The sequence below is a fragment of the Pseudidiomarina andamanensis genome, assembly GCF_009734345.1.
Lineage (GTDB): Bacteria > Pseudomonadota > Gammaproteobacteria > Enterobacterales > Alteromonadaceae > Pseudidiomarina > Pseudidiomarina andamanensis.
The window spans coordinates 1,400,429-1,421,483 of the sequence record NZ_CP032551.1 but is presented as its reverse complement, the minus strand read 5'-3'; the positions used below and the strand labels follow the sequence as shown (position 1 = coordinate 1,421,483).

General features: G+C 48.0%; 19 protein-coding genes. 7 read left to right on the top strand and 12 right to left on the bottom strand.

Translation table 11 applies throughout. The features are described from left to right. Nucleotides 1-3 precede the first annotated feature (3 nt). The 6 genes from panB to sfsA all read right to left on the bottom strand — a co-directional run bounded on the left by panB (nucleotide 4) and on the right by sfsA (nucleotide 4,915). Nucleotides 4-798: a 3-methyl-2-oxobutanoate hydroxymethyltransferase gene (gene panB / locus D3795_RS06770; RefSeq protein WP_156267317.1), complete on the bottom strand. Its 795-nt coding sequence runs from the start codon at nucleotides 796-798 to the stop codon at nucleotides 4-6. A 39-nt stretch (nucleotides 799-837) separates the two neighbouring features. Then, on the bottom strand, nucleotides 838-1,317 hold the full coding sequence (gene folK / locus D3795_RS06765; RefSeq protein WP_156267315.1) for a 2-amino-4-hydroxy-6-hydroxymethyldihydropteridine diphosphokinase: 480 nt from the start codon (nucleotides 1,315-1,317) through the stop codon (nucleotides 838-840). Further along, nucleotides 1,317-2,717, bottom strand: coding sequence for a polynucleotide adenylyltransferase PcnB (gene pcnB, locus D3795_RS06760; RefSeq protein ID WP_156267313.1), 1,401 nt, complete (start codon nucleotides 2,715-2,717; stop codon nucleotides 1,317-1,319). The genes folK and pcnB overlap by 1 nt, the downstream gene beginning before the upstream one ends. Before the next feature lie 42 nt (nucleotides 2,718-2,759). Further along, nucleotides 2,760-3,632 (bottom strand): tRNA glutamyl-Q(34) synthetase GluQRS, encoded by an 873-nt coding sequence (gluQRS, locus tag D3795_RS06755; protein ID WP_156267311.1) that lies wholly within the window; start codon nucleotides 3,630-3,632, stop codon nucleotides 2,760-2,762. Between the two features lies 1 nt (nucleotide 3,633). Next, entirely contained in the window at nucleotides 3,634-4,086 is a 453-nt protein-coding gene (dksA, locus tag D3795_RS06750; protein ID WP_055439665.1) for an RNA polymerase-binding protein DksA, read from the bottom strand. Nucleotides 4,087-4,210: 124 nt separating this feature from the next. Beyond that, nucleotides 4,211-4,915, bottom strand: a complete 705-nt coding sequence (gene sfsA / locus D3795_RS06745; protein ID WP_156267309.1) for a DNA/RNA nuclease SfsA — start codon at nucleotides 4,913-4,915, stop codon at nucleotides 4,211-4,213. Between the two features lie 68 nt (nucleotides 4,916-4,983). On the opposite strand from sfsA, the gene pepB reads away from it, so the two are divergent. From pepB to mrcB, 3 genes are read left to right on the top strand one after another with little or no spacing between them, the layout of a single operon-like run. Beyond that, a complete protein-coding gene (gene pepB, locus D3795_RS06740) occupies nucleotides 4,984-6,270 on the top strand; it encodes an aminopeptidase PepB (RefSeq protein WP_156267307.1) in 1,287 nt (428 codons plus the stop codon). Nucleotides 6,271-6,274: 4 nt separating this feature from the next. Further along, entirely contained in the window at nucleotides 6,275-8,713 is a 2,439-nt protein-coding gene (hrpB, locus tag D3795_RS06735; RefSeq protein ID WP_156267305.1) for an ATP-dependent helicase HrpB, read from the top strand. Further along, complete coding sequence (gene mrcB, locus D3795_RS06730) at nucleotides 8,710-10,995, top strand: penicillin-binding protein 1B (protein WP_173021001.1); 2,286 nt, start codon at nucleotides 8,710-8,712, stop codon at nucleotides 10,993-10,995. The genes hrpB and mrcB overlap by 4 nt, the downstream gene beginning before the upstream one ends. Here the strand turns inward: mrcB and hemL are convergent. The 3 genes from hemL to hemJ all read right to left on the bottom strand — a co-directional run bounded on the left by hemL (nucleotide 10,987) and on the right by hemJ (nucleotide 13,819). Further along, complete coding sequence (hemL, locus tag D3795_RS06725; protein WP_156267303.1) at nucleotides 10,987-12,270, bottom strand: glutamate-1-semialdehyde 2,1-aminomutase; 1,284 nt, start codon at nucleotides 12,268-12,270, stop codon at nucleotides 10,987-10,989. The two genes, mrcB and hemL, sit on opposite strands and share 9 nt — an antisense overlap. Nucleotides 12,271-12,297: 27 nt before the next feature. Then, nucleotides 12,298-13,314, bottom strand: a complete 1,017-nt coding sequence (locus D3795_RS06720; protein ID WP_156267301.1) for an aspartate carbamoyltransferase — start codon at nucleotides 13,312-13,314, stop codon at nucleotides 12,298-12,300. A gap of 79 nt (nucleotides 13,315-13,393) precedes the next feature. After that, entirely contained in the window at nucleotides 13,394-13,819 is a 426-nt protein-coding gene (hemJ, locus tag D3795_RS06715) for a protoporphyrinogen oxidase HemJ (protein WP_156267299.1), read from the bottom strand. Nucleotides 13,820-13,903: 84 nt separating this feature from the next. On the opposite strand from hemJ, the gene D3795_RS06710 reads away from it, so the two are divergent. From D3795_RS06710 to pepQ, 3 genes are read left to right on the top strand one after another with little or no spacing between them, the layout of a single operon-like run. Next, nucleotides 13,904-14,614: a DUF6776 family protein gene (locus tag D3795_RS06710; RefSeq protein ID WP_156267297.1), complete on the top strand. Its 711-nt coding sequence runs from the start codon at nucleotides 13,904-13,906 to the stop codon at nucleotides 14,612-14,614. A 58-nt stretch (nucleotides 14,615-14,672) separates the two neighbouring features. Continuing rightward, nucleotides 14,673-15,020 carry an iron-sulfur cluster insertion protein ErpA gene (gene erpA, locus D3795_RS06705; protein WP_156267295.1) on the top strand — a complete coding sequence of 116 codons (348 nt, stop codon included), beginning with the start codon at nucleotides 14,673-14,675 and terminating at the stop codon, nucleotides 15,018-15,020. Between the two features lie 59 nt (nucleotides 15,021-15,079). Further along, nucleotides 15,080-16,393 carry a Xaa-Pro dipeptidase gene (gene pepQ, locus D3795_RS06700; RefSeq protein ID WP_156267293.1) on the top strand — a complete coding sequence of 438 codons (1,314 nt, stop codon included), beginning with the start codon at nucleotides 15,080-15,082 and terminating at the stop codon, nucleotides 16,391-16,393. A 13-nt stretch (nucleotides 16,394-16,406) separates the two neighbouring features. On the opposite strand, the gene D3795_RS06695 is transcribed toward pepQ, so the two are convergent. Together D3795_RS06695 and D3795_RS06690 are read right to left on the bottom strand one after the other, a co-directional pair. After that, the gene (locus D3795_RS06695) at nucleotides 16,407-17,531 is read right to left on the bottom strand and encodes an anhydro-N-acetylmuramic acid kinase (protein WP_156267291.1); all 1,125 of its coding nucleotides are present in this window, start codon (nucleotides 17,529-17,531) and stop codon (nucleotides 16,407-16,409) included. Further along, complete coding sequence (locus tag D3795_RS06690) at nucleotides 17,531-18,838, bottom strand: peptidoglycan DD-metalloendopeptidase family protein (RefSeq protein ID WP_310942445.1); 1,308 nt, start codon at nucleotides 18,836-18,838, stop codon at nucleotides 17,531-17,533. The genes D3795_RS06695 and D3795_RS06690 overlap by 1 nt, the downstream gene beginning before the upstream one ends. 190 nt (nucleotides 18,839-19,028) lie before the next feature. On the opposite strand from D3795_RS06690, the gene tyrS reads away from it, so the two are divergent. Continuing rightward, the gene (tyrS, locus tag D3795_RS06685) at nucleotides 19,029-20,231 is read left to right on the top strand and encodes a tyrosine--tRNA ligase (protein WP_156267288.1); all 1,203 of its coding nucleotides are present in this window, start codon (nucleotides 19,029-19,031) and stop codon (nucleotides 20,229-20,231) included. On the opposite strand, the gene D3795_RS06680 is transcribed toward tyrS, so the two are convergent. Continuing rightward, nucleotides 20,228-21,055 carry a symmetrical bis(5'-nucleosyl)-tetraphosphatase gene (locus tag D3795_RS06680; protein WP_156267286.1) on the bottom strand — a complete coding sequence of 276 codons (828 nt, stop codon included), beginning with the start codon at nucleotides 21,053-21,055 and terminating at the stop codon, nucleotides 20,228-20,230. The genes tyrS and D3795_RS06680 overlap by 4 nt on opposite strands.

Sequence of the window (21,055 nt, the reverse complement as noted above, 5' to 3'; positions counted from 1 at the left end):
TGATTACTCGAATGAATGTTCAGGGCCCGGGAAAGTCCCGTCTTTCACCTGTTTTATATAAAGCTCAACGGCACTTGATAGGTCACCGGCTTCAGCGAGGAAGTTCTTCACAAATTTAGGCAGATAGTCGCTGTTCATACCAAACATGTCGTGCATAACGAGTATCTGGCCGTCGGTGTGAGGCCCAGCGCCAATACCAATAACCGGTATAGATAGTTTGCTGCTGATAAGCTGACCGAGTTCGGTTGGAACACACTCTAAAACTAACATTTGAGCGCCTGCTTGTTGTAGCGCAAGCGCTTGACGTACTGTATTTTCTGCGGCACTTTGCTCTCGGCCCTGAACTTTATAGCCGCCGAGTACATTCACTGACTGTGGCAGTAAGCCGAGGTGGGCGCAGACAGGAACACTGCGCTCAACGAGCATACGAATGGTCTCAAGTAGCCACTCACCACCTTCAAGTTTCACCATATTGGCACCCGCACGCATTAATTTTGCAGCTTCATGGCACGCTTGTTCAGGTGTGGCGTAACTCATGAATGGCATATCAGCCATGACAAACGCATCAGGTGCACCGCGGCGTACGGCCTCAGTATGATAGGCAACTTGTTCAACGGTGACGGGTAACGTCGTCGCTTGACCTTGAATCACATTCCCTAGCGAATCACCAACTAACATGAAATCCATCCCGCAACTTGCAAAGAGTTTTGCAAAAGATGCGTCATAAGCGGTTACCGAGACTATTTTGTCTCCAGCGGCTTTCATTTTTGTTAGTTTTGAAATTGTCATGCCCGCCATGGCGAACTCCTTGAGGCAGCCTAATAAGCTTTGATTGTATCAGGTTATTTTTTCAAGGTCATGATGCGTCATGTTGGCAAGTAATGACGCAATAGTACGACCATCGGGTAGGGTAAGTTCAGGCGCCAACTCGGCTAATGGCACGAGGACAAAGTCGCGCTCGGCTATACCCGGGTGAGGTACCTCCAGTCGCGGTTCATCGATAGTGAGGTTGTCGTAGAGAAGGATATCGAGATCGAGCGTACGCGGACCCCAGTGGCGAATCCGCTGGCGACCAAATTGATTCTCAATAGCTTGTAATAAATCAAGCAAATCCAAGGGTGCAAGCTTCGTTTCAGCACAAACAACGGCATTCACGTAATCCGGTTGATCACTTGGCCCCATTGGCGTGCTTGTATAGAGTGAGCTACTTCTCACAAACTGCAATTGCGGCAGGCTACTCAAACTAATTATCGCGTCTTTCAGCGTTTTTACCGGTTCGCCTAAGTTCGCTCCTAATGCAATATAAACCTTTGCCATTAATCCGTCTTCTTAGTGGACTTAGTACGGCGACGGCGACCGCCGCGGCGTCCACGTTTTTTGTTGGGTTTGCCATCATCGGCTACAACTGCTGACGGACCTATATTGGTATTTTCTTGAATCTTGGTCCAAAACTGAGCTCGCTGCTCTAACGGCTTCTGCTCGAGTGGCGTTGCTGTTTTAGCACGAAGCAACAAGAAGTCGTAAGCTGCACGGAACTTAGGGTGCGTGAGCAAGCTGTTGATGCGTTTGCCTTTCGCGCGCTCCATGCGTTGTTGCAGTTGCCAAATTTCGCGTGCCGGAATCGTGAATCGTTTTGGAATCGCAATGGTTTGTACTTGACGTCCAATGACATCGGCTGCCGCGATATTTAACGCATCAACAGGCGGTAAGCCACTTTCGACGCTTAATTGCTCCATACGCGCCTGTAGCGGCCACCAAAGTAACGCGGCAAACAAATAGGCAGGCGTAATGCGTTGTTCGTTGCGCACACGCGCATCGGTATCTGAGAAAGTTTGGTGAAGCATTTGATACGGAGCTTCGGTTGGCGCAGCTAGGTACGATTTCAGCAATGGGAACATTTGCTGAAATAAATGATAATCCACTAACATTTCGAAATTAGCTAAGCCTTTACCTGCAGTAAATAGCTTTAAAACTTCTTCAAACAGTCGTGCTGGCGGAATATTCTGCAATAACGGTGCAAGCTCATGAATTGGCTTTGCCACCGTGTCATCAAGGCGCATGTTCAGCTTGGTTGCGAAACGAACGGCTCGTAGCATCCGTACTGGATCTTCGCGGTAACGGGTTGGCGCATCACCAATCATGCGTAACACACCCGCTTCGATATCTTTCATGCCATCGGCAAAATCAATGATGCTGAAGTCGGCGATGTTGTAATACAGCGCATTAACGGTGAAATCGCGACGTTGCGCATCTTCGTCAATCGTTCCATAAACGTTGTCGCGAAGTAGCATGCCTTCATCATCTTGCTTCGCGACTTTGTCGGTGCGTTCATCTTCTACGCTATCGTGATGACCACGAAACGTTGCAACTTCAATAATCTCACGCCCAAACACCACATGCGCTAAGCGGAACCGACGGCCCACTAAACGGCAGTTACGGAATAGCTTGCGTACTTGCTCAGGGGTCGCGTTGGTTGCGATATCAAAATCTTTAGGATGTAGCCCGAGAATCAAATCGCGCACGCAACCGCCAACTAAAAAGGCTTGATAACCTGAATTATGAAGTCGGTACAGCACTTTCAGAGCCGGTTCTGAAATATCTTTGCGCGATATTGGGTGTTTATCGCGAGGAATAATTTTAGGCTTGGCGAGAATATTCTGCGGTAAATTTGCGTTGTCCGCAGGGCGCTTTAATGCGCGTTGGGCCAAAGCTTTCATGCGTTTGATAATAAGAGGTTCTCCAACTGATGTCGCAAACGGTTATATTGTATCCTGCTGGGACGTTTCAGGGAAGCTTCTCGCTTGCCATTGCGTGACTGCCTCAGCAAGCAACTGCGGCACTGAGAGCTGGCGACTTGGGGTTAATCCAAGAAACGTCATCGCAGCTTGTAATTGTTCTTTTGCGTCGTCATTGTTTAGCGCTGGCGCATGATTCTGTTTGCTCAGCTTGCGTCCTTGATCATCCAAGGCTAACGGCACGTGTTTAAAGCGTGGTACGCGCTCGGTAAAGTACCGCCATAAATTCAATTGCCAGCTTGTTGCGGTAAGTAAGTCTTCACCGCGTACTATATCTGTCACGCCTTGTTCGATATCATCGACGACGACCGCGAGCTGATAAGTAAATAAGCCATCGCGGCGAAACAAAACGAAATCTTCACCTGCGAAGGGAGGGTCTATCTTTATGTGACCCTGCCAGCCATCGTCAAAACTAAAAATAGGATCATCATTGCGAAAGCGAATGGCGGTATCTGCGGCGGTGATGTTTTTGTTTCGGCAGGTGCCTGTGTAATACGGGCCGAGCGCTTTAATCTGTTTTCGTGTGCACTCGCAGCGGTACGTTAAGTGCTGATCTTCAAGCTGCTTGATGGCCTGTTGATAGATCTCGGTGCGCTTACTTTGGTACCAAATATCGCCATCCCAATGCAATTCATGATGCTTGAGTTGTTCAAGAATGATGTTGTCGGCACCAGCAACGGCACGCGGGGTATCGATATCTTCAATTCGTACCAGCCATGTTCCGGCGTTGGCTCGTGCGTCGAGGTAACTAGCGAGGGCGGCAATAAGAGAGCCAAAATGAAGAGGCCCCGACGGCGTCGGGGCAAAGCGTCCACAATAAGGAAATGAAGCGGCCATATTAGGCGCCAGTCATTTGCTTCTCTTTGATTTCAGCTAAAGTTTTGCAATCAACACAAAGGTCAGCTGTAGGACGAGCTTCTAAGCGGCGAATTCCGATTTCAATGCCGCACTGATCACAAAAACCAAAGTCATCTGCTTCAATTTTCTGCAGAGTCTTCTCGATTTTCTTAATCAACTTACGCTCACGGTCACGTGTGCGAAGTTCTAGGCTGAACTCTTCCTCTTGAGCAGCGCGATCGACTGGATCAGGGAAGTTCGCTGCTTCATCTTTCATATGGTGCACAGTGCGATCGACTTCTTCACGCAATTGTGCGCGCCATACTTCAAGAATTTTACGAAAATGCGCACGTTGCGCCTCATTCATGTACTCTTCGTCCGGCCCGAGCTCGTATGGCTCCAAACCAGCTTGCGCCAGAATGCCATGGGCTTTTTTCGGCGTTCCTTGAGGCATTATGGTTCTCCTGTATGAGACGTTGTTATTAAAAAGGTCGGTACATATACCAGAAAGCGAATATCGGCGCAATTTAATTTCTAATTATTTGCGCCAAATGTTTAAACCTAAATGCCCAGAACCATTAGCTCAATACGGGGAGTTCCCGCATCGGCGTAATTCCTTTGTCAGTTAGTTCACAGCCCAAAGCATAGAATTCAACACCTACTGCATTCGCCTTGTGACATCCTTCAGCATACTGGGGGTCAATGTGGTGCGCAGCGCTGACATTTTCAATACCGCTATGCAATACCGTATATAAAACCACCGCTCGATGCCCGTCGGCAATCATATCTTGTAAGCTTCTTAAGTGATCAAGTGCGCGCTGACTCACGGTGTCAGGAAAATAACCTTGCTGGTTTTCCGCTAATGTGACACTTTTCACTTCAATGTATACTTGGCGTTGTTGCTGGTCGCGACCAAACCAATCAATACGGCGGTTATCATAGCCATACTTTTGTTCAGCACTCAACTGCTGAAGGCCAGCCAACGCTTCAATACTGTTGTTTTTTAGAGCTTCGCCAGCAATGTGGTTGGCGCGATGCGTATTGACACAAATCAACTGACCATTGAAGGTTTCAGCCAACTCCCACGTATATCGATATTTTCGTTTCGGATTTTCCGAGTCACTCAACCATACGCGCATACCTGGTTCGGCACAGCCGGTCATCGCGCCAGTATTTGGGCAATGTGCAGTGATAACTTCACCATTTTCGAGTTCAACATCGGCTAAAAAGCGTTTATAGCGTTTAATTAGCACAGCCTGTCGTAAAGGGTTGTGAAACAGCATTGTAAGCCTCATGTAGCTCGGATACGATAGAGCATTAAAAGCCAAAAACATACTGGGAGCGTATTCGCATGTCTAGCACTGTATCTGTCTTTGTTTCGACGCAGCAACCAAACCAATCGGCTTGGAAGTCAAGTACCGCGGCGATTCTAGGTGAGCAGGGAGCAACAATTTACCTTGGTGAAAATGAAGCTGATAACATAAGGAAAATTCAAAAGGCAGGGCGTCAGCTTGATTCAATGGGCGTGAAATCGGTTTCACTGCAAGGCGATGGCTGGGACATTGAGCGTCAGTGGGCTTTTTCTAATGGATTTACCGACACCTTAACAAAGAACCAAATCAACTGGGCCGGTGCTACAGAGCAACTTCAACAACTGCGCGAAACCGCCGCATGGATTCGTCAACTCATTAATTTACCGCCCAATGAAATCTATCCTGAATCACTGGCCAATCAAGTCGCCGATAAGCTCACTGGTATTGGCGGTGATGCGGTTACAGTACGTTCGGTTGTCGGTGATGAACTAGTTGCAGAAGGCCGCATGGGCATTCACACCGTCGGCCGCGCCAGTAAACGCGCACCGGTGATGTTAGTGGTCGATTATAACCCGTCAAAAAACACCGATGCTCCAGTTGATGCCGTCTTAATTGGTAAGGGCATTACGTTTGACAGTGGCGGTTACAGTATTAAGAGTAGTGAAGGCATGCTCGCGATGAAGTGCGACATGGGTGGTGCCGCAACAGTCGCGGGCGCCCTTGTGCATGCGATTCAGCAAGGCCTACAGAAACGAGTGCAATTGGTATTGTGTTGTGCTGAAAACTTAATTGACGGCAGTGCCTACAAACTCGGCGATATTATTACTTATAAAGACGGTCAAACCGTTGAAATTGTGAATACCGATGCCGAGGGGCGTTTAGTTTTAGCCGATGGTTTAATTTACGCGGGCGAAGTGAATGCGCCATTGATTATTGATGCGGCAACCTTAACCGGTGCTGCACAAGTTGCCGTGGGTACGGAGTACAATGCCCTATTCAGCGTGGATGATGCATTGGCGCAATCAGCGTTAAAAATTGCCGATGAGCAACGCGAACTCCTCTGGCGGTTACCGTTAAATCAATGGCATAAAGATAATTGCCCGTCGGCATTTGCTGATACAGCTAATAGTAGACCACAAAAAGGTGGTGGTGCAGGTGGTGCAAGTAACGCCGCCGGTTTTCTATTGCGCTTTGCACCGAATAATGGTGCCGGATGGTTGCACTTTGACATTGCTGGCGCCTACAACAATAGCGCCAATGGAATGTGGCCAGCTGGCGCAACAGCACTCGGATTCCGCACCATTGCAGCAACGTTATTGAAATAACCTTATGAAGACACCACAGGTGCTGCCAGTAACAGCACTGATCGATGATGTGATTCGGTTGTTGCCGAGCGCTCCTGTGGTGTTAGAAGCGCCGCCAGGCGCAGGGAAATCGACAGCATTGCCACTTGCGCTCATGCAAAGCAGTCTGTTTCAACGGCAACGTATTCTCCTCCTTCAACCGCGGCGTATGGCTGCACTCTCAATTGCTCACTTTTTGGCCGAGCAACTTGGTGAAGTTGTTGGTGAGTCGGTGGGTTATCACATTCGCGGTGACGCTAAATTTAATGCGCAGACGCGGTTACTGGTGATTACAGAAGGAATGTTCACCCAATACATTCAGCGTGATCCTGAATTGCTTGGCACCGGTTTAATTATTTTTGATGAATTTCATGAACGTAATCTTGCCACCGATTTGGGCTTGGCCATGGCATTAGAAAGTGCCAGTTTACGCGACGACCTGCAGTTATTGATCATGTCGGCCACGCTACCGGCACAAACAATCGCGAATTGGCTTGGCGATGCGCATGTGCTGCAAAGTGAAGGGCGCCAGTATCCAATTAATATTCACTATCAACCAGTGCCTGCGAACCATTCTTGGCTACAAGCAATACCCGCAGTTGTCCGAGAGGCCATGCGCTTGGCAGAAAAAGGCGTTTTGGTATTCGTACCCGGTAAGCGAGAAATTGACCAACTGAGTGCGATGTTTGAGGGAGACTCCGAGTGGTTCGTGATGCCGTTGCATCGGCAAATTCCGTTATCACAGCAAAAACAGGTATTGGACGCACGCGACACGCGCCGGCGACTCGTCATTTCAACAAACATTGCTGAAACCAGTGTGACCATTCCAAACATTGATGTGGTAGTTGATAGTGGAAGAGAGCGACAGGCACAATTTTATCCGCAACATGGCATCACTAAACTCGTCACTAGTCGCATTAGTAAAGCGTCAGCAACTCAGCGTGCTGGACGCGCGGGGCGTCTCGGACCTGGCCATTGTTTCCGATTATGGGCGCAGGCCGACGACCATAGCTTGCGAGATTATCAAGCGCCTGAGCTGGAAACTACTGACCTAACCAGCTTTTTACTCGAGTGTCGCCGCTGGGGCTCAAGTCCTGACCAGTTAAAGTTTTTTAGTTTGCCCAATCAGGGCAATTTGGCGCAAGCAAACTCTGTGTTAAAGGCGCTCGAATTATGCAATGAGCAGGGCATGTTGACGGCCCTCGGTCATCAAGTTGCTGACCTCGGCACCGAGCCTCGGCTTGCAACAATCCTGATTCGTGCGAAAGCAACGTCACCAGCGCATGCAGCCACGGCTGCTTGGCTTGTTGCCCAGCTCGAACACAATGTTGAGGCGAGCCAATTTCCACTGCCGTTTGAGCGTTTGACGCCAGCCATGCGTCAACGTTATCAGTATTGGTATAAGTTATTAGAACTGACGCAACCGAGAGTGGATGCAACCTTATGCAGTGAGGTATTGCTGTGGGGCTTTCCAGATCGTGTTGCGAAACAACGCGCAAGCTCAGACCGTTATTTGTTGAGTAACGGCGCTGGCGCCGCGTTTCATCAGCACGATACCCGCAGTCGAGACGATTGGTTGCTGGTGGTTGATATGACCTTATCTGAGCATCTTCGTGATGCCATTATTCGAGCATCAATTCCATTGAGCAGTGCCGATCGTGAGCATCCGGCGATTGTATGCGAACGTCGTGTCGAAATTCGGTGGCAGGGGCCTCAGCAACGTCTACAGGCTATAGAAGTTGAAGCGATAGGCGCAATTGTACTGCGAGAAACTCCGCAACCAGAAAGAATTAGTACCGAACAGCGGCTACATGCGCTGGGTCGTTATGTCAAAGCGCAGTTGCGTGAACGGGGGCTAGAGCTATTTCAACTAAACCAAGCAACGCGGCAGTGGCTGGCGCGAGTTCGTCTGTATGAGAAACTTCAGCAACCCTCAGAATGGCCGTCAATTGCAATTGAGGTGCTAGCGGATAGTATTGAGCAATGGGCTGAGCCGTATTGGCAAGATATCGATAGCCTCAGCAAGTTGCATGCATGGGACCCGCTACCCGCACTTCAAGCACGATTGACGTTTCAACAACTACAGCAACTTGATGAAACATGTCCAGCGGCTCTCTCTATTCCGAGCGGCCGGCGTGTTGTAATTGACTACTGTGCTGAAAAGCCGACGATTTCTGCTAAGTTGCAAGAGCTCTTTGGTGAACCTGTTTCACCAACCATTTGTAACGGCAAACAAAGTATTACCATAGATTTACTCTCTCCGGCCGGACGTTTGTTGCAACGCACGGCTGATTTAGCTAGCTTTTGGAAGAATGCTTATCAACACGTCAAAAAAGAGATGAAAGGGCGTTACCCAAAGCACCCTTGGCCAGATGATCCACTGCAAGCGCAAGCAACACACAAAACGAAGAGACAATTACAATGACCCGAAAGAAGAAGTCGTCGCCTAAGCCATCTTTAGTTCGTCGCATCGTTATGCTCGGACTAAAGTTGTCGATTGTCGGCATTGTTGTACTTGTTGGGTACCTTATTTATCTCGATGCGACATTGACCGAGCGCTTTAGCTCGAATCGATATCAAGCGCCGGCATTAATTTATGGTCGTAGCCTTACCCTCGAGCCGCAAGCTGCAGTTGATAAATCAGCATTAGTCAATGAATTGAAGCGGTTAAATTATCGTGCGGTGAATGCCGTGAAAGATTCCGGCCAGTACCGACTAACAGAATATGGCGTTGAGTTTTATCGACGCCCATTTGACTTTGCGACAGGCCCACAAATGGCCAAACGTGTGCAAGTTAATTTTGCCGGTAATCGTGTACAAGCGATTATGAGTTTACCTGATGGTCGCACATTAAACCGTATCCAATTAGAGCCGCCGTACTTAGGCCGTTTATCCGGTGGCAACAATGAAGATCGTTTGCTGGTGGGACTTGAAAGGGTTCCGAGTCTACTTATCGAAACCTTGTTATTGGTTGAAGATCGCGACTTTTATCATCACTCAGGCATTTCCCTGACGTCTATTGGACGAGCTGCGCTTGCTAATTTATCTGCAATGCGCACGGTTCAAGGTGGAAGTACCTTGACCCAACAATTGGTCAAGAACCTTTATTTAACGCGCGAACGGTCTTTGTGGCGAAAAGCCAACGAAGCCTTAATGGCAATCGTTCTTGACTACCGGTTTAGCAAAAATGAGATATTAGAAACCTACTTAAATGAAGTGTATTTCGGCCAGGATCGGGGCTCGGCAATACACGGTGTCGGTTTGGCGAGCCGTTTATACTTTGGTAAGCAAGTTGAAGAATTAGATGCGGCAGATATTGCGCTGCTGGTGGGGATTATCAAAGGACCATCTTACTACGATCCACGCCGCTACCCAGAGCGAGCGCAAGAGCGCCGTGATTTAATACTCCAACTGATGTTTGCGCAAAACCTGATGAGCAAAGCGCAGTATGTTACCAGCGTGAGTCAGCCAGTTTTACCAGCAGGCACTGGCCAGTTGGTAACAGAAAACTTGCCACACTACATGGAGTTAGTGAAATTTGAATTAGGGCGGTTAAATCTTCCTGCGAACTGGCAACAAGAAGGACTGCGAGTATTTACTTATTTTGATCCCGTTACTCAAAATGCAGCGGAAGCGGCAATTGTCACTGAGCTTCCTCGAGTCAGCGATGATGATGCCTTGCAAGGCGCAATTGTTATTGCGAACCACCAACAGGGCGGTGTCACAGCGGTGGTGGGTGACAAGAATCCACGGCAAGTCGGGTTTAACCGCGCGGTTGCGGCAATGCGACCCGTAGGCTCTTTGATTAAGCCGCTTATTTATGCCGAAGCGTTTCAATCACAACCGGAGTTTGAGTTAGGTTCACTGGTTTCTGACGAACCATTTCAGCTTCAGCAACCGAGCCAACCCACATGGATACCTCAAAACTTTGATAAGAAATTTGAAGGTGAGATGTTGGCCTATGATGCTCTGGCGCAGTCGCGAAATGTTCCGGCAGTACGGTTGGGAATGAACGTTGGTATTGATCGCTTAACAGAACTGCTGCAACTCAGTGGTGTCGATTCGCCTATTTCGAGCGTTCCGGCCATAACCTTAGGTGCAGTACCACTCTCACCAATGGCAATTACTGAGATATATACCATGTTGGCGCAGCAAGGCAGCTACCGACCGTTACAAAGTATACGCGTAGTCACCAATCATGAAGGGTTAACCGTATACGAGCGTAACCTATCGCAAGCGCGCCGAATTTTCAGCGAAGCCGCGGGATTTTTGGTGAACTTTGGCCTGCGGGGCGTTATCAATGAGGGGACCGGCAGTAAACTGGCGGACGCTTTTGGGGTTAACAAGCTAGCCGGTAAAAGTGGTACAACAAATGATTACCGTGATAGCTGGTTCGTCGCGTACGACAATCAGCATGTGGTGACCGTATGGTTAGGGCGAGACGATAATCAACCGGTGCAATTAACCGGTAGCAGTGGTGCCTTAAAGGTGGTGCAGCAAGTACTTGAGCAGATACCTATTGTGCCGTTGCAACTCAATTCGCCAATCGATGTAGAAGCAGCAGGTTTTCATCCGCAACTTGGTGTGCGTATTCCGGTGGATTGTAATAACGCTCGATTACTTCCAGCGCGAATTAAAAAATTGCCCGAGAACCTAGGGTGTTCGGGCAACATCGAAGAAAAATCTTGGTGGCAGCGCTTATTTTAGCGCTGCGAATGCAACTTTTGCAGCCGCTAGAGTCGCATCAATGTCCGCATCCGTATGAGCTGCAGACATAAAGCCCGCTTCAAACGCCGACGGTGCCAAGTATACACCTTGTTTTAGCATACTGTGATAGAAGCTACGGAAGTGTTCCATATTGCACTGCGTTGCTTGCGCATAGCTGGTGATTGGGCCATCTGAGCTAAAGAAGAAGCCAAACATTGAACCAGCACGGTTCGTGGTGAATGGAATACCAGCCTCATCGGCAAGTGCCTGCAAGCCATCAACTAAGCGGTCTACCTTGGCATATAAACTTGGATATAACTGCTCGTCATCAAGTTGGGTTAATGCGGCAAGACCCGCTGCCATCGCCACAGGGTTACCAGATAATGTACCCGCTTGATAAACAGGACCCACCGGTGCGATGTAATCCATAATTTCGCGCTTACCGCCGAAAGCACCAACTGGCATACCGCCGCCAATGACTTTACCAAGAGTGGTCAAATCAGGAATCACTTGATAACGTTCTTGAGCGCCGCCGCGAGCAACACGGAAACCAGTCATCACTTCGTCGAAGATCAACACGCTACCGTACTCATCACAGATTTCGCGCAAGCCCTCTAAGAAACCTGGCGCAGGTGGAATACAGTTCATGTTTCCGGCTACTGGCTCAACGATAATTGTTGCAATTTCATGCCCAATTTCGGCAAAAATCTCGCGAACTGAGTCAATATCGTTGAAAGTTACGGTCAGCGTATGTTTTGCGAAATCTTCTGGAATACCCGGCGAATTAGGAACGCCAAGCGTGAGTGCACCAGAACCCGCTTTGACTAACAACGCGTCCGCATGACCGTGATAGCAGCCTTCAAATTTCAGAATTTTGTCACGTCCGGTAAAGCCACGCGCCAAGCGAATTGCTGTCATGGTTGCTTCGGTGCCCGAGTTCACCATCCGCACTTTCTCAATGGACGGCACTAGAGCTTTGATTTTCTCAGCCATGGTGATTTCATTCGATGTTGGCGTACCAAAGCTTAAACCGCGGTCTACTGCTTTATGAGTGGCTTCACGAATGGCCGCATTGTTGTGTCCCAGAATCATTGGACCCCAAGAGCCAACGTAGTCAATGTAACGTTGACCGTCGGCATCGAACATGTAGGCGCCATCAGCGCTTTCGATAAAGATTGGTGATCCACCAACGCCATTGAAGGCGCGAACTGGTGAGTTTACGCCACCTGGAATACTGTGTTGAGCTTGCGCGAATAATTCGTCAGAACGTGACATTCGTTTCCTCGTAATCGTTTAAGTTACTTAATAGCTGGTGCGTTTTTCGCTATACCAGTTGACGTCGCACTCGTATTTTTCAATCTGATCGGCCACACCTAAAGTGAGCGCAAAGAGTGCCATCCGAATGAGAACGCCATTATCTGCTTGACGAAATATGGCTAAATTCGGGTTTTGGTTCAAATCGTTATCTAATTCATTTGCTTCGGCGCGAGAATCACGCGGAAGCGGGTGCATAATGACCGTATTTGGCTTGTAGTGTTTGGTGTAGATTTCGCTATTTAAGCGGAATTTACCACGGTACATGTCGGCTTCTTGTGGCGTTGTAAAACGCTCTTGCTGAATGCGCGTTTGATAAACAATGTCAGCATCCGAACTACCGCTAACTTGATCAGTCACGGTGACGCGATGACCTGCTTGATCAAGAACTTCCAGAACACTATCCGGCATGGCTAATTCGCGTGGCGAAATCAACGTGAACCGAATGTCTTTGTACATGGCGAGTAAGCGCGATAGCGAATGCACGGTACGGCCAAATTTCAAATCACCCATCATACAAATGTGCATGCCATCAACGTCGTGACCGTGATACGCCAACTCTTTCTTAATGGTATATAAATCAAGTAACGCTTGAGTCGGGTGCTCGTTAGCACCGTCACCGCCATTAATGACCGGTACACGACTCCCCTCAGCAAATTCGGCGACTGAACCGGACTTTGGATGACGCATGGCGATTACATCACTGTAGCTACTGAGCACGCGTGCGGTGTCGTAGAGTGATTCACCCTTGGCGAGGGCGGAGCTTTCCATACCGGTCGTTTCACGCACTTCACCGCCAAGTAAATTAAAAGCGGTGCCAAAGCTCACGCGAGTTCGGGTAGACGGTTCAAAAAACAAATTACCTAAAATGGCACCATCGAGCACTTTGGTGCGTTTTTGCCGGCGTGCATAAGGCTGCATGCGATCGGCTATAGCAAAAATGGTCTGAATACTGTCGATATCGAACTGCTCAACAGAGAGGATATTTGAACCGGTAAAATTCATGATGAAAGGCCCTGCAGTGATTGCACACACTGGGCCAGTACTTTAACAGAAAGTGCGCTTAAAAAGAATGATCAAACCGCTAAAACGGTTTGACCACGACTAAAATGATAATGGCAAATAAAGCCAGCACCGGAATCTCGTTAAAAACGCGGTAGAATTTATGGCTACGCGTGTTTCGGTTATGTTTAAAGTCAGCTAATAACTTAAAACAATAGCCGTGATAAACGTATAGTAAGGTGACGATGACAAGTTTGATATGCAGCCAACCACTGGCTTTTAGCCATGCTCCGCCATAAACCCACATTAAGGCCAAGCCAAATACCAGCGTCAAAATAGCAAATGGCGTGACGAAATAGAGCAAACGACGTTCCATTACTTTGAATTGCTCGTGAACATCATTGTTTTGGTTCTGCGCGTGGTACACAAATAATCGCGGCAAATAAAAAATGCCAGCAAACCAAGCCACCATAAAAATAACGTGAAACGCTTTTAACCAAAGAATCATCTAAAGGCCTATGTGTCTAATTTTAGTTGCGTCGGAAACTGCGCCTGCGTAGCATGGCGCTAATTCATGATAAGAAGTGAGCCCATGAAAGAGAAGCAAAATATTATAACAGCAGCATTAGTTCATCGCTTTGGCGGTTGGGGCGTCATTGCTCTAGCAATCGCGATTGGTGCATTAGCTGGTTATTGGGGTGGTCATTGGCATGTGTTAACCCTCAATGAGAAAATCGCACAGCAAGAAGCAGCCATAGAACAACTTTATGAGCGAGCTGAAACATTTGATTATCAGCAACACATCGCCACCGTTGAGTTAGGCATTGAGCGTGCTGCTAGCCAAAGCTTGCAGCAAGAACTGCTAATGGCTCAAGACGAAAACTTTGCGTTACGACGCGAGTTGACGTTCTATCAGAAAATTATGGCGCCGGAAATGGAAGCCAGTGGCGTGGTTATCGATTCACTTGAGTTGCAACAAAACATTGCCGCCGATCATTACCATTTTCGAATTGCTATTGTGCAGATGGAACGTTTGCGCAACCTCACAAAAGGTACGCTCACTATGCGTTTGCATGGGCGTAAGGATGATAAATCAGCGAGCTTCGATTTGTTGGCGCTGGCAAATATTGAAGCGAAAGATCGGCAATTTAGTATGCGATACTTTACCGTTCAAGCTGGTGACTTTGTGCTGCCAGAAGACTTCTTACCAGAGCGCATTGACGTTGAGGTGACAATAAATGGTGCCAGTCAAACACTAACGCGAAGCTTCTATTGGAGCCAACTTCTGCAAGGCAATACTTGACCCTTTTAGTCAGGTAAGAGAAAATAGAGCCAGAATTTTCAAGAGGTACCAAAAGACTATGTCAGATGTTGCGCAAGCCATGCCAATTCAGTTCACTGAATCTGCAGCAAACAAAGTTAAAAAACTTATCGCTGAAGAAGAAAACCCAGCGTTGAAACTGCGTGTTTATGTGACAGGTGGCGGCTGTTCAGGTTTCCAATATGGTTTTACCTTTGATGAAAAGACCAACCCTGGTGATATGGAAATCGAGAAAAACGGTGTGACCTTGGTGGTTGACCCAATGAGTCTGCAATATTTGGTTGGCGGTACGGTGAATTACGAAGAGGGCCTGCAAGGCGCGCGCTTTTTTGTCGACAACCCGAATGCGACGACTACATGTGGCTGTGGGTCAAGCTTCTCTATCTAAAGATGAGTTAATGCGCTGTTTCGGTTAGAATGTTGCCACACATTCTAACCGAGGTATTTATGAGCGCTTACGCAGACCATATCGCCACAGTTAAAGCCAGATTTGACGCAGCCCTTGCCGCAACTGGTTTCGATTCTGTTCTTATCTATGCTGGGCAGCCACGCGTTGCCTTTTTGGATGATAATCCAGCTCCCTATAAAGTGAACCCACTGTTTAAGTACTGGGTTCCTGTCATTGAAAGTCCGAAGAGTGCCGTTTTTTACCAGCCAGGCCAAAAGCCGGTTGTATTCTTGTTTAAACCGCGCGATTTTTGGCACGCTGAAGTAAAAACCCCCGAAGAAGAATGGCAACAACACGTTGAACTTGTTGTGATCGACAGCCAAGAAAAAATGACGGATTGGCTTGGTGACAAAATTAAATCAGCTGCTTTTATTGGTGAAGACTTTGCCGAACCGGTGGCGAGCTGGCCAGTTAAAGCACGTAACCCCGCTAACTTGATTGATCATTTGCACTTCCATCGCGCGATCAAAACCGCGTGGGAAATAGAGAACATGCGTCAGGCGAATAAACTGGCAGCCAAAGCGCACCTTGCTGCTCGTGATGCATTCATGGCTGGCGCTAGTGAGTTAGAAATTCATCACGCTTATCTTGCTGCGATTAACTTTCGTGAAAGCCAAGTTCCATATAACAGCATTGTCGCGTTGAATGAGCACGGTGCGGTGCTGCACTACGATGTGTATGAAACGAGCGCACCAGAGCAGTCACGCTCATTCTTAATTGATGCTGGCGCGTTGTATCGTGGTTACTGTGCAGACATTACCCGTACATACGCGCGTGAAGAAGGTTTCTTTGCGGATTTGATTGCGGCAATGGACGACGCGCAACAGAGCTTGTTAGGTGAAATTAAGCCGGGTATTAACTACTACGAACTGCATGTCAGCCAACACCTCAAAATCGCAAAAATTTTGAGCGAATTTGGCTTCGTGAAAGGCACCGCCGAAAGTATTTACGAGCAAGGCTACAGCAGCGCATTCTTCCCGCATGGCTTGGGTCATTTCATAGGTTTGCAAGTGCATGATGTGGGTGGTTTCTTGGCAAATGATCGTGGCGACACCATTGCTCGTGATCCGCGTCATCCATTCTTGCGATTACTCCGCGACGTTGAGGAAGGCCAAGTGTTCACCATTGAACCAGGGCTCTATGTTGTTGATCAGTTGCTTGAAGAGCATGCCGATAACAAAGACTTCAATTGGGAAAAAATTGCGGAATTACGCCCATACGGCGGTATTCGGATTGAAGACAGTATTGTTGTCGGGAAAGATGGTAATAATGAAAATCTTACTCGTGATGCCTTTGCTGAATTAGGAAGTTAAAAAGACGTTCGAACTAAGGTAAATACAAGCCGCCGAGTATTGTTGGGCGGCTTGCTCCTGTTACAGCAGGTAAATTGCCTGGCACACGGTGCATATAGCAGCGTGCAAGCCAGGCAAATGCCATTGCTTCAACGTGCTGAGGGGCAACACCAAGCACCGACGTCGCATGCCATCCACAATGCGGTAATTTAGCCTTTAGAGCACTCATCAAAATGGGGTTATAAGCACCGCCACCGGCAACAAAAATAGTCTCAGGACGTTCAGGCAACCAATCTTTGATTGCTTGGGTTACTGTGCAAGCTGTCAGTTCGACAAGAGTCGCTTGTAAATCTTCCGCTTTAAATTGCGCTAAATCGCCAAGGTGCTTCTCAAGCCAAGTCAAATTGAAATCGTCACGTCCGGTACTTTTGGGTGGAGAACGTTTGAAATAGTCATCATTGAGTAGCTTTGCGAGCACGTCATCAAGAACTTGTCCATGCGCCGCAAATGCGCCATGCCGATCAAAATCGTCATCATGGTTGGGGTGACATGCTTTGAACCATCTATCTAATAAGGTATTTGCTGGCCCTGTATCAAATCCGGTGACCCCAGCTGGCGTTCCGGGAAGCCAAGTAATATTGGCAATGCCCCCAAGGTTCAAAATAACGCGTGACTCATCAAAACTGCTAAATATGGCCTGATGAAATGCTGGCACAAGAGGTGCGCCTTGCCCACCGAGTGCGACATCTTTACGACGAAAATCGGCAATCACAGGTATGCTAGTTAGTACTGCAAGTGTATTTGGATCACCCAATTGTAGCGTGTAGGCCGGTGATTGATCGGGTTGATGACGAACGGTTTGTCCATGGCTACCAATCGCGGTAATCGCACTGGGGGAAATATTGTAATAAGCGAGAAAATCATTAACAGCCGCAGCACAAAATTCAGAAAAGCATCGGTCTGCCATACCCCAGAGATGAAGCTCGTCCGGTGACTCGTGACAGAGTGTATGAAGTTGTTGCTGGAGCTGGTCATCAATAGGATATTGACGGTGCTGCAGAAGTTCTGGTTGTGCCGAATCAAATTCCACAAGCACCACGTCAAGCCCGTCCATGCTGGTGCCTGACATGAGGCCGAGGAAGAGCTCACGTTGCGGCATTAGCGCATCGCCAAATACAACCGTTTACTGTCATTCAAAACTGCGAGACGCTGCTGAGCCATCTCTTTGAATACCGGAAGTTCACCAGCAACGAGTGATTCGGCTTGTGGGAACTTAACTGTACGAGGGTTACGATGAACGCCATCGACTAGAAATTCGTAATGAAGGTGCGCACCGGTAACACGGCCTGTTGCGCCAACGCGGCCAATCAGTTCACCTTGCTTCACCCGTTGTCCTTTTTTTACGAGGCGCTTACTCAAATGCAGATACTTAGTAACATAACGCTCGCCATGTTGAATAAAAACATAGTGGCCATTTAGGTTGTTATAGGCGCTAGCAATAACTTTACCTGCGCCAGATGACATTACTGGGGTGCCTGTTTGAGCCGCATAGTCGATACCATTATGCGGACGCACCTTACCAGTCACTGGATGTAAGCGACGCGGATTAAAACTTGAGCTGATGTAGGTAAACTTAACTGGCGATCGGAGGAATGACTTCCGCATTGCACGACCTTCGGCATTGTAAAAATCACCATTCTCGTGCAAAAAGGCTTGGTAATGCTCGCCGCGGTTCACAAATTCAGCAGCCAGTACGCGGCCGTAACCAACAAATTCACCGTCGGCGTACTCTTTCTCGAACATGACACTAAACTCATCGCCTTCGCGTAAGTCGAGTGCAAAGTCGATATCCCAGCCAAAAATATCGGCAATACTCATGATCTGACCTTCGGTCAAACCAGCATCGATTCCCGCATTCCAGAAGCTTGAAGTGATTCGCGCATGCGCGGTTTCGGTTCTTACTTCAACTGTCTTTGATTCAATTTCACTAACGAAGCCGTCTTCCGATTTACTCACAATTAACGTGTCGGTTGGATTAATCTGATAAGCAATTTGAATCAAATCGTCATTTTCGTCTTTGGCAAAACGCAGGGTGTCACCTGGGTGGATTTTGCGCAATAACTTATCGGCTTGAGAATCTTGCGTTACACGATAAAGCTGTTGTGGGGTGAATCCCATTTTATCGAAAATACGCGCTAGCGAATCACCAGAGCGAACTTCATAACCGCTCCAACGCACGGTGTTGTCCTGCTGGCCATTCACATTGGCTTGCGGATTTTCTACCTCAATTTGTAACTGGTAACGTTGCCCTAGAATTAATTCGGCTTGGCCCAGTTGAGGCTCAGAGACGTGTTTGGATGCTGTCGCAGATTCGGATGGAAGCAACACAACAAGGAGCGTTACCGCACAGACAGAGCTGAGCAGTACTTGATGTCGACGCGGTAAAGCGGCGATGAATCTTGTCATATATTTAGGAATCGACTTCATAACCTTCCGATGTGTTAGCGCATTATTTTTGTAAGTCAGATTGCAGAATAATATGAAGCATGGCGATTTTCCAGTCAATTTACCATTAATTGCGCTTAAAAGAGTTAAGGAAATAGCATACAATGCGGGGTTTGTGGCCAATTTGAATTGCGTAGGGAGAAAGCCGAATATGACCTTGTCAGCTGCGGATGCGTTTGCAGAAATTGCGCGTGGTACCGAAGAAATTCTTTTAGCAGAAGAGCTTAAAGAGAAGCTAGCAAGTGGCAAGCCACTTGTAATTAAGGCTGGTTTTGACCCAACCGCACCCGATTTACACCTCGGCCACACTGTTCTCATCAACAAGATGCGCGTGTTTCAAGATCTTGGTCACGAAATTATCTTTTTGATTGGTGACTTTACCGGGATGATTGGTGATCCAACCGGTAAAAATGTCACCCGCAAGCCATTATCGCGTGAAGATGTGCTGGCCAATGCGCAAACCTACAAAGAGCAAGTATTTAAAATTCTTGACCCTACCAAAACCAAAATTCGATTCAATTCTGAATGGATGAATGAGCTGGGTGCCGCTGGCATGATCAAGCTAGCAGCGCGTCAGACGGTAGCACGTATGCTTGAACGCGATGACTTCAAAAAGCGTTATGGCTCAGGACAACCGATTGCTATTCACGAGTTTTTGTACCCGTTAGTGCAAGGCTGGGATTCGGTTGCCCTAAAAGCAGATGTTGAACTCGGTGGAACCGATCAGCGCTTTAATCTACTTATGGGTCGTGAGTTACAAAAAGACGAAGGGCAAAAGCCGCAAACCGTCATTATGGTGCCTTTGCTTGAAGGACTCGATGGCGTTCAAAAAATGTCAAAGTCGCTTGGTAACTATATCGGTATTACTGAGCCTGCAAATGACATGTTTGGTAAGGTTATGTCAGTTTCTGATGAACTGATGTGGCGCTATTACGAGTTGTTAAGCTTCCGCCCACTAGATGAAATTAAGAGCTTTAAACAGGCTGTCGCTGATGGCGCGAACCCGCGTGATTATAAAGTGCTGTTGGCAAAAGAAATTATCGCACGCTTCCATGACGAGGCGGCAGCGGATGCTGCCGAGCAGGACTTTATCCAGCGCTTTAGCAAAAACGCAATTCCAGATGAAATGCCAGAGATAACGGTTACCAGTGATAATGGCGAATTGGCGATCGGTAATTTATTGCGTGAGGCCGAACTTGTGGCTTCGACTTCTGAAGCGATGCGCATGATTAAACAAGGTGCGGTAAAGATCGACGGTGAAAAAGTGAGCGATACCAAGCTAACGTTAACGGCGGGAACCACCGCTGTCTATCAAGTTGGGAAACGCAAATTTGCTCGAATCACTTTGAGCTAACTCGCTGCTCTTATTTTGGTGCGATGGCCGTCTGGCCATCGCATGACAGTTAAATACTCGCCCCAAACACATCCAGTATCTAAGCCAATCACATCATCACGCAGTGTCTTGCCCATCAACGCTGCCCAGTGGCCGAAAACCAAGGTATGTTCGGAAACGTCCCATAATTCAAACCACGGCTTGAGATGCGCCGGAACGGTGCTATCTTCGGGGGATTTTTTGACTGAAAAATTCAGATGTCCACTGAGATCACAGAAACGCATGCGGGTGAATACATTAATAAAAAACCGAATACGATCCATTCCTTTTAATGATGTTGACCACTGTGTTGGTTCATTGCCGTACATCGCTACCAAGAACTCATTGAGTTTGTTTGAGCGCCATGCCTGTTGGAGCGCTTCAGACACCTCGTTGGCGTATGACTCTGCCTCAGTCACGCTCCACCACGGATAAATGCCCGCGTGGGTCATCACTAAGTTATCTTCGCTACGTACTAATAGGGGCTTGTGTACCAGCCACTCGATCCATTCTCGCTTCTCGCTTTCTGGTAAGTTCACGACGGTATCAAGCTGATCGTTTGGATTGGCTTCACGAACGCCGCTTAACACTGCGAGTAAGTTCAGGTCATGATTTCCAAGAACTATCTTGGTCGATGTTCCCATATCGCGCAGCAGTTCGAGGCATTCAAGTGGGCTCGGGCCACGCCCGATAATGTCGCCAACGCACCATAGCTCGTCAAACTTGGTATCAAATTTGACCTGTTTAAGCGCTAGTTTTAGTGGCGCCGCACAGCCTTGTATGTCACCGACCAGATAGCGCGCCAT

Excerpts from the sequence above, each read along its gene's own strand:
- panB (WP_156267317.1), bottom strand. The coding sequence starts at position 798 with ATGGCGGGCATGACAATTTCAAAACTAACAAAAATGAAAGCCGCTGGA.
- folK (WP_156267315.1), bottom strand. The coding sequence starts at position 1,317 with ATGGCAAAGGTTTATATTGCATTAGGAGCGAACTTAGGCGAACCGGTA.
- pcnB (WP_156267313.1), bottom strand. The coding sequence starts at position 2,717 with ATGAAAGCTTTGGCCCAACGCGCATTAAAGCGCCCTGCGGACAACGCA.
- gluQRS (WP_156267311.1), bottom strand. The coding sequence starts at position 3,632 with ATGGCCGCTTCATTTCCTTATTGTGGACGCTTTGCCCCGACGCCGTCG.
- dksA (WP_055439665.1), bottom strand. The coding sequence starts at position 4,086 with ATGCCTCAAGGAACGCCGAAAAAAGCCCATGGCATTCTGGCGCAAGCT.
- sfsA (WP_156267309.1), bottom strand. The coding sequence starts at position 4,915 with ATGCTGTTTCACAACCCTTTACGACAGGCTGTGCTAATTAAACGCTAT.
- pepB (WP_156267307.1), top strand. The coding sequence starts at position 4,984 with ATGTCTAGCACTGTATCTGTCTTTGTTTCGACGCAGCAACCAAACCAA.
- hrpB (WP_156267305.1), top strand. The coding sequence starts at position 6,275 with ATGAAGACACCACAGGTGCTGCCAGTAACAGCACTGATCGATGATGTG.
- mrcB (WP_173021001.1), top strand. The coding sequence starts at position 8,710 with ATGACCCGAAAGAAGAAGTCGTCGCCTAAGCCATCTTTAGTTCGTCGC.
- hemL (WP_156267303.1), bottom strand. The coding sequence starts at position 12,270 with ATGTCACGTTCTGACGAATTATTCGCGCAAGCTCAACACAGTATTCCA.
- D3795_RS06720 (WP_156267301.1), bottom strand. The coding sequence starts at position 13,314 with ATGAATTTTACCGGTTCAAATATCCTCTCTGTTGAGCAGTTCGATATC.
- hemJ (WP_156267299.1), bottom strand. The coding sequence starts at position 13,819 with ATGATTCTTTGGTTAAAAGCGTTTCACGTTATTTTTATGGTGGCTTGG.
- D3795_RS06710 (WP_156267297.1), top strand. The coding sequence starts at position 13,904 with ATGAAAGAGAAGCAAAATATTATAACAGCAGCATTAGTTCATCGCTTT.
- erpA (WP_156267295.1), top strand. The coding sequence starts at position 14,673 with ATGTCAGATGTTGCGCAAGCCATGCCAATTCAGTTCACTGAATCTGCA.
- pepQ (WP_156267293.1), top strand. The coding sequence starts at position 15,080 with ATGAGCGCTTACGCAGACCATATCGCCACAGTTAAAGCCAGATTTGAC.
- D3795_RS06695 (WP_156267291.1), bottom strand. The coding sequence starts at position 17,531 with ATGCCGCAACGTGAGCTCTTCCTCGGCCTCATGTCAGGCACCAGCATG.
- D3795_RS06690 (WP_310942445.1), bottom strand. The coding sequence starts at position 18,838 with ATGACAAGATTCATCGCCGCTTTACCGCGTCGACATCAAGTACTGCTC.
- tyrS (WP_156267288.1), top strand. The coding sequence starts at position 19,029 with ATGACCTTGTCAGCTGCGGATGCGTTTGCAGAAATTGCGCGTGGTACC.
- D3795_RS06680 (WP_156267286.1), bottom strand. The coding sequence starts at position 21,055 with ATGGCGCGCTATCTGGTCGGTGACATACAAGGCTGTGCGGCGCCACTA.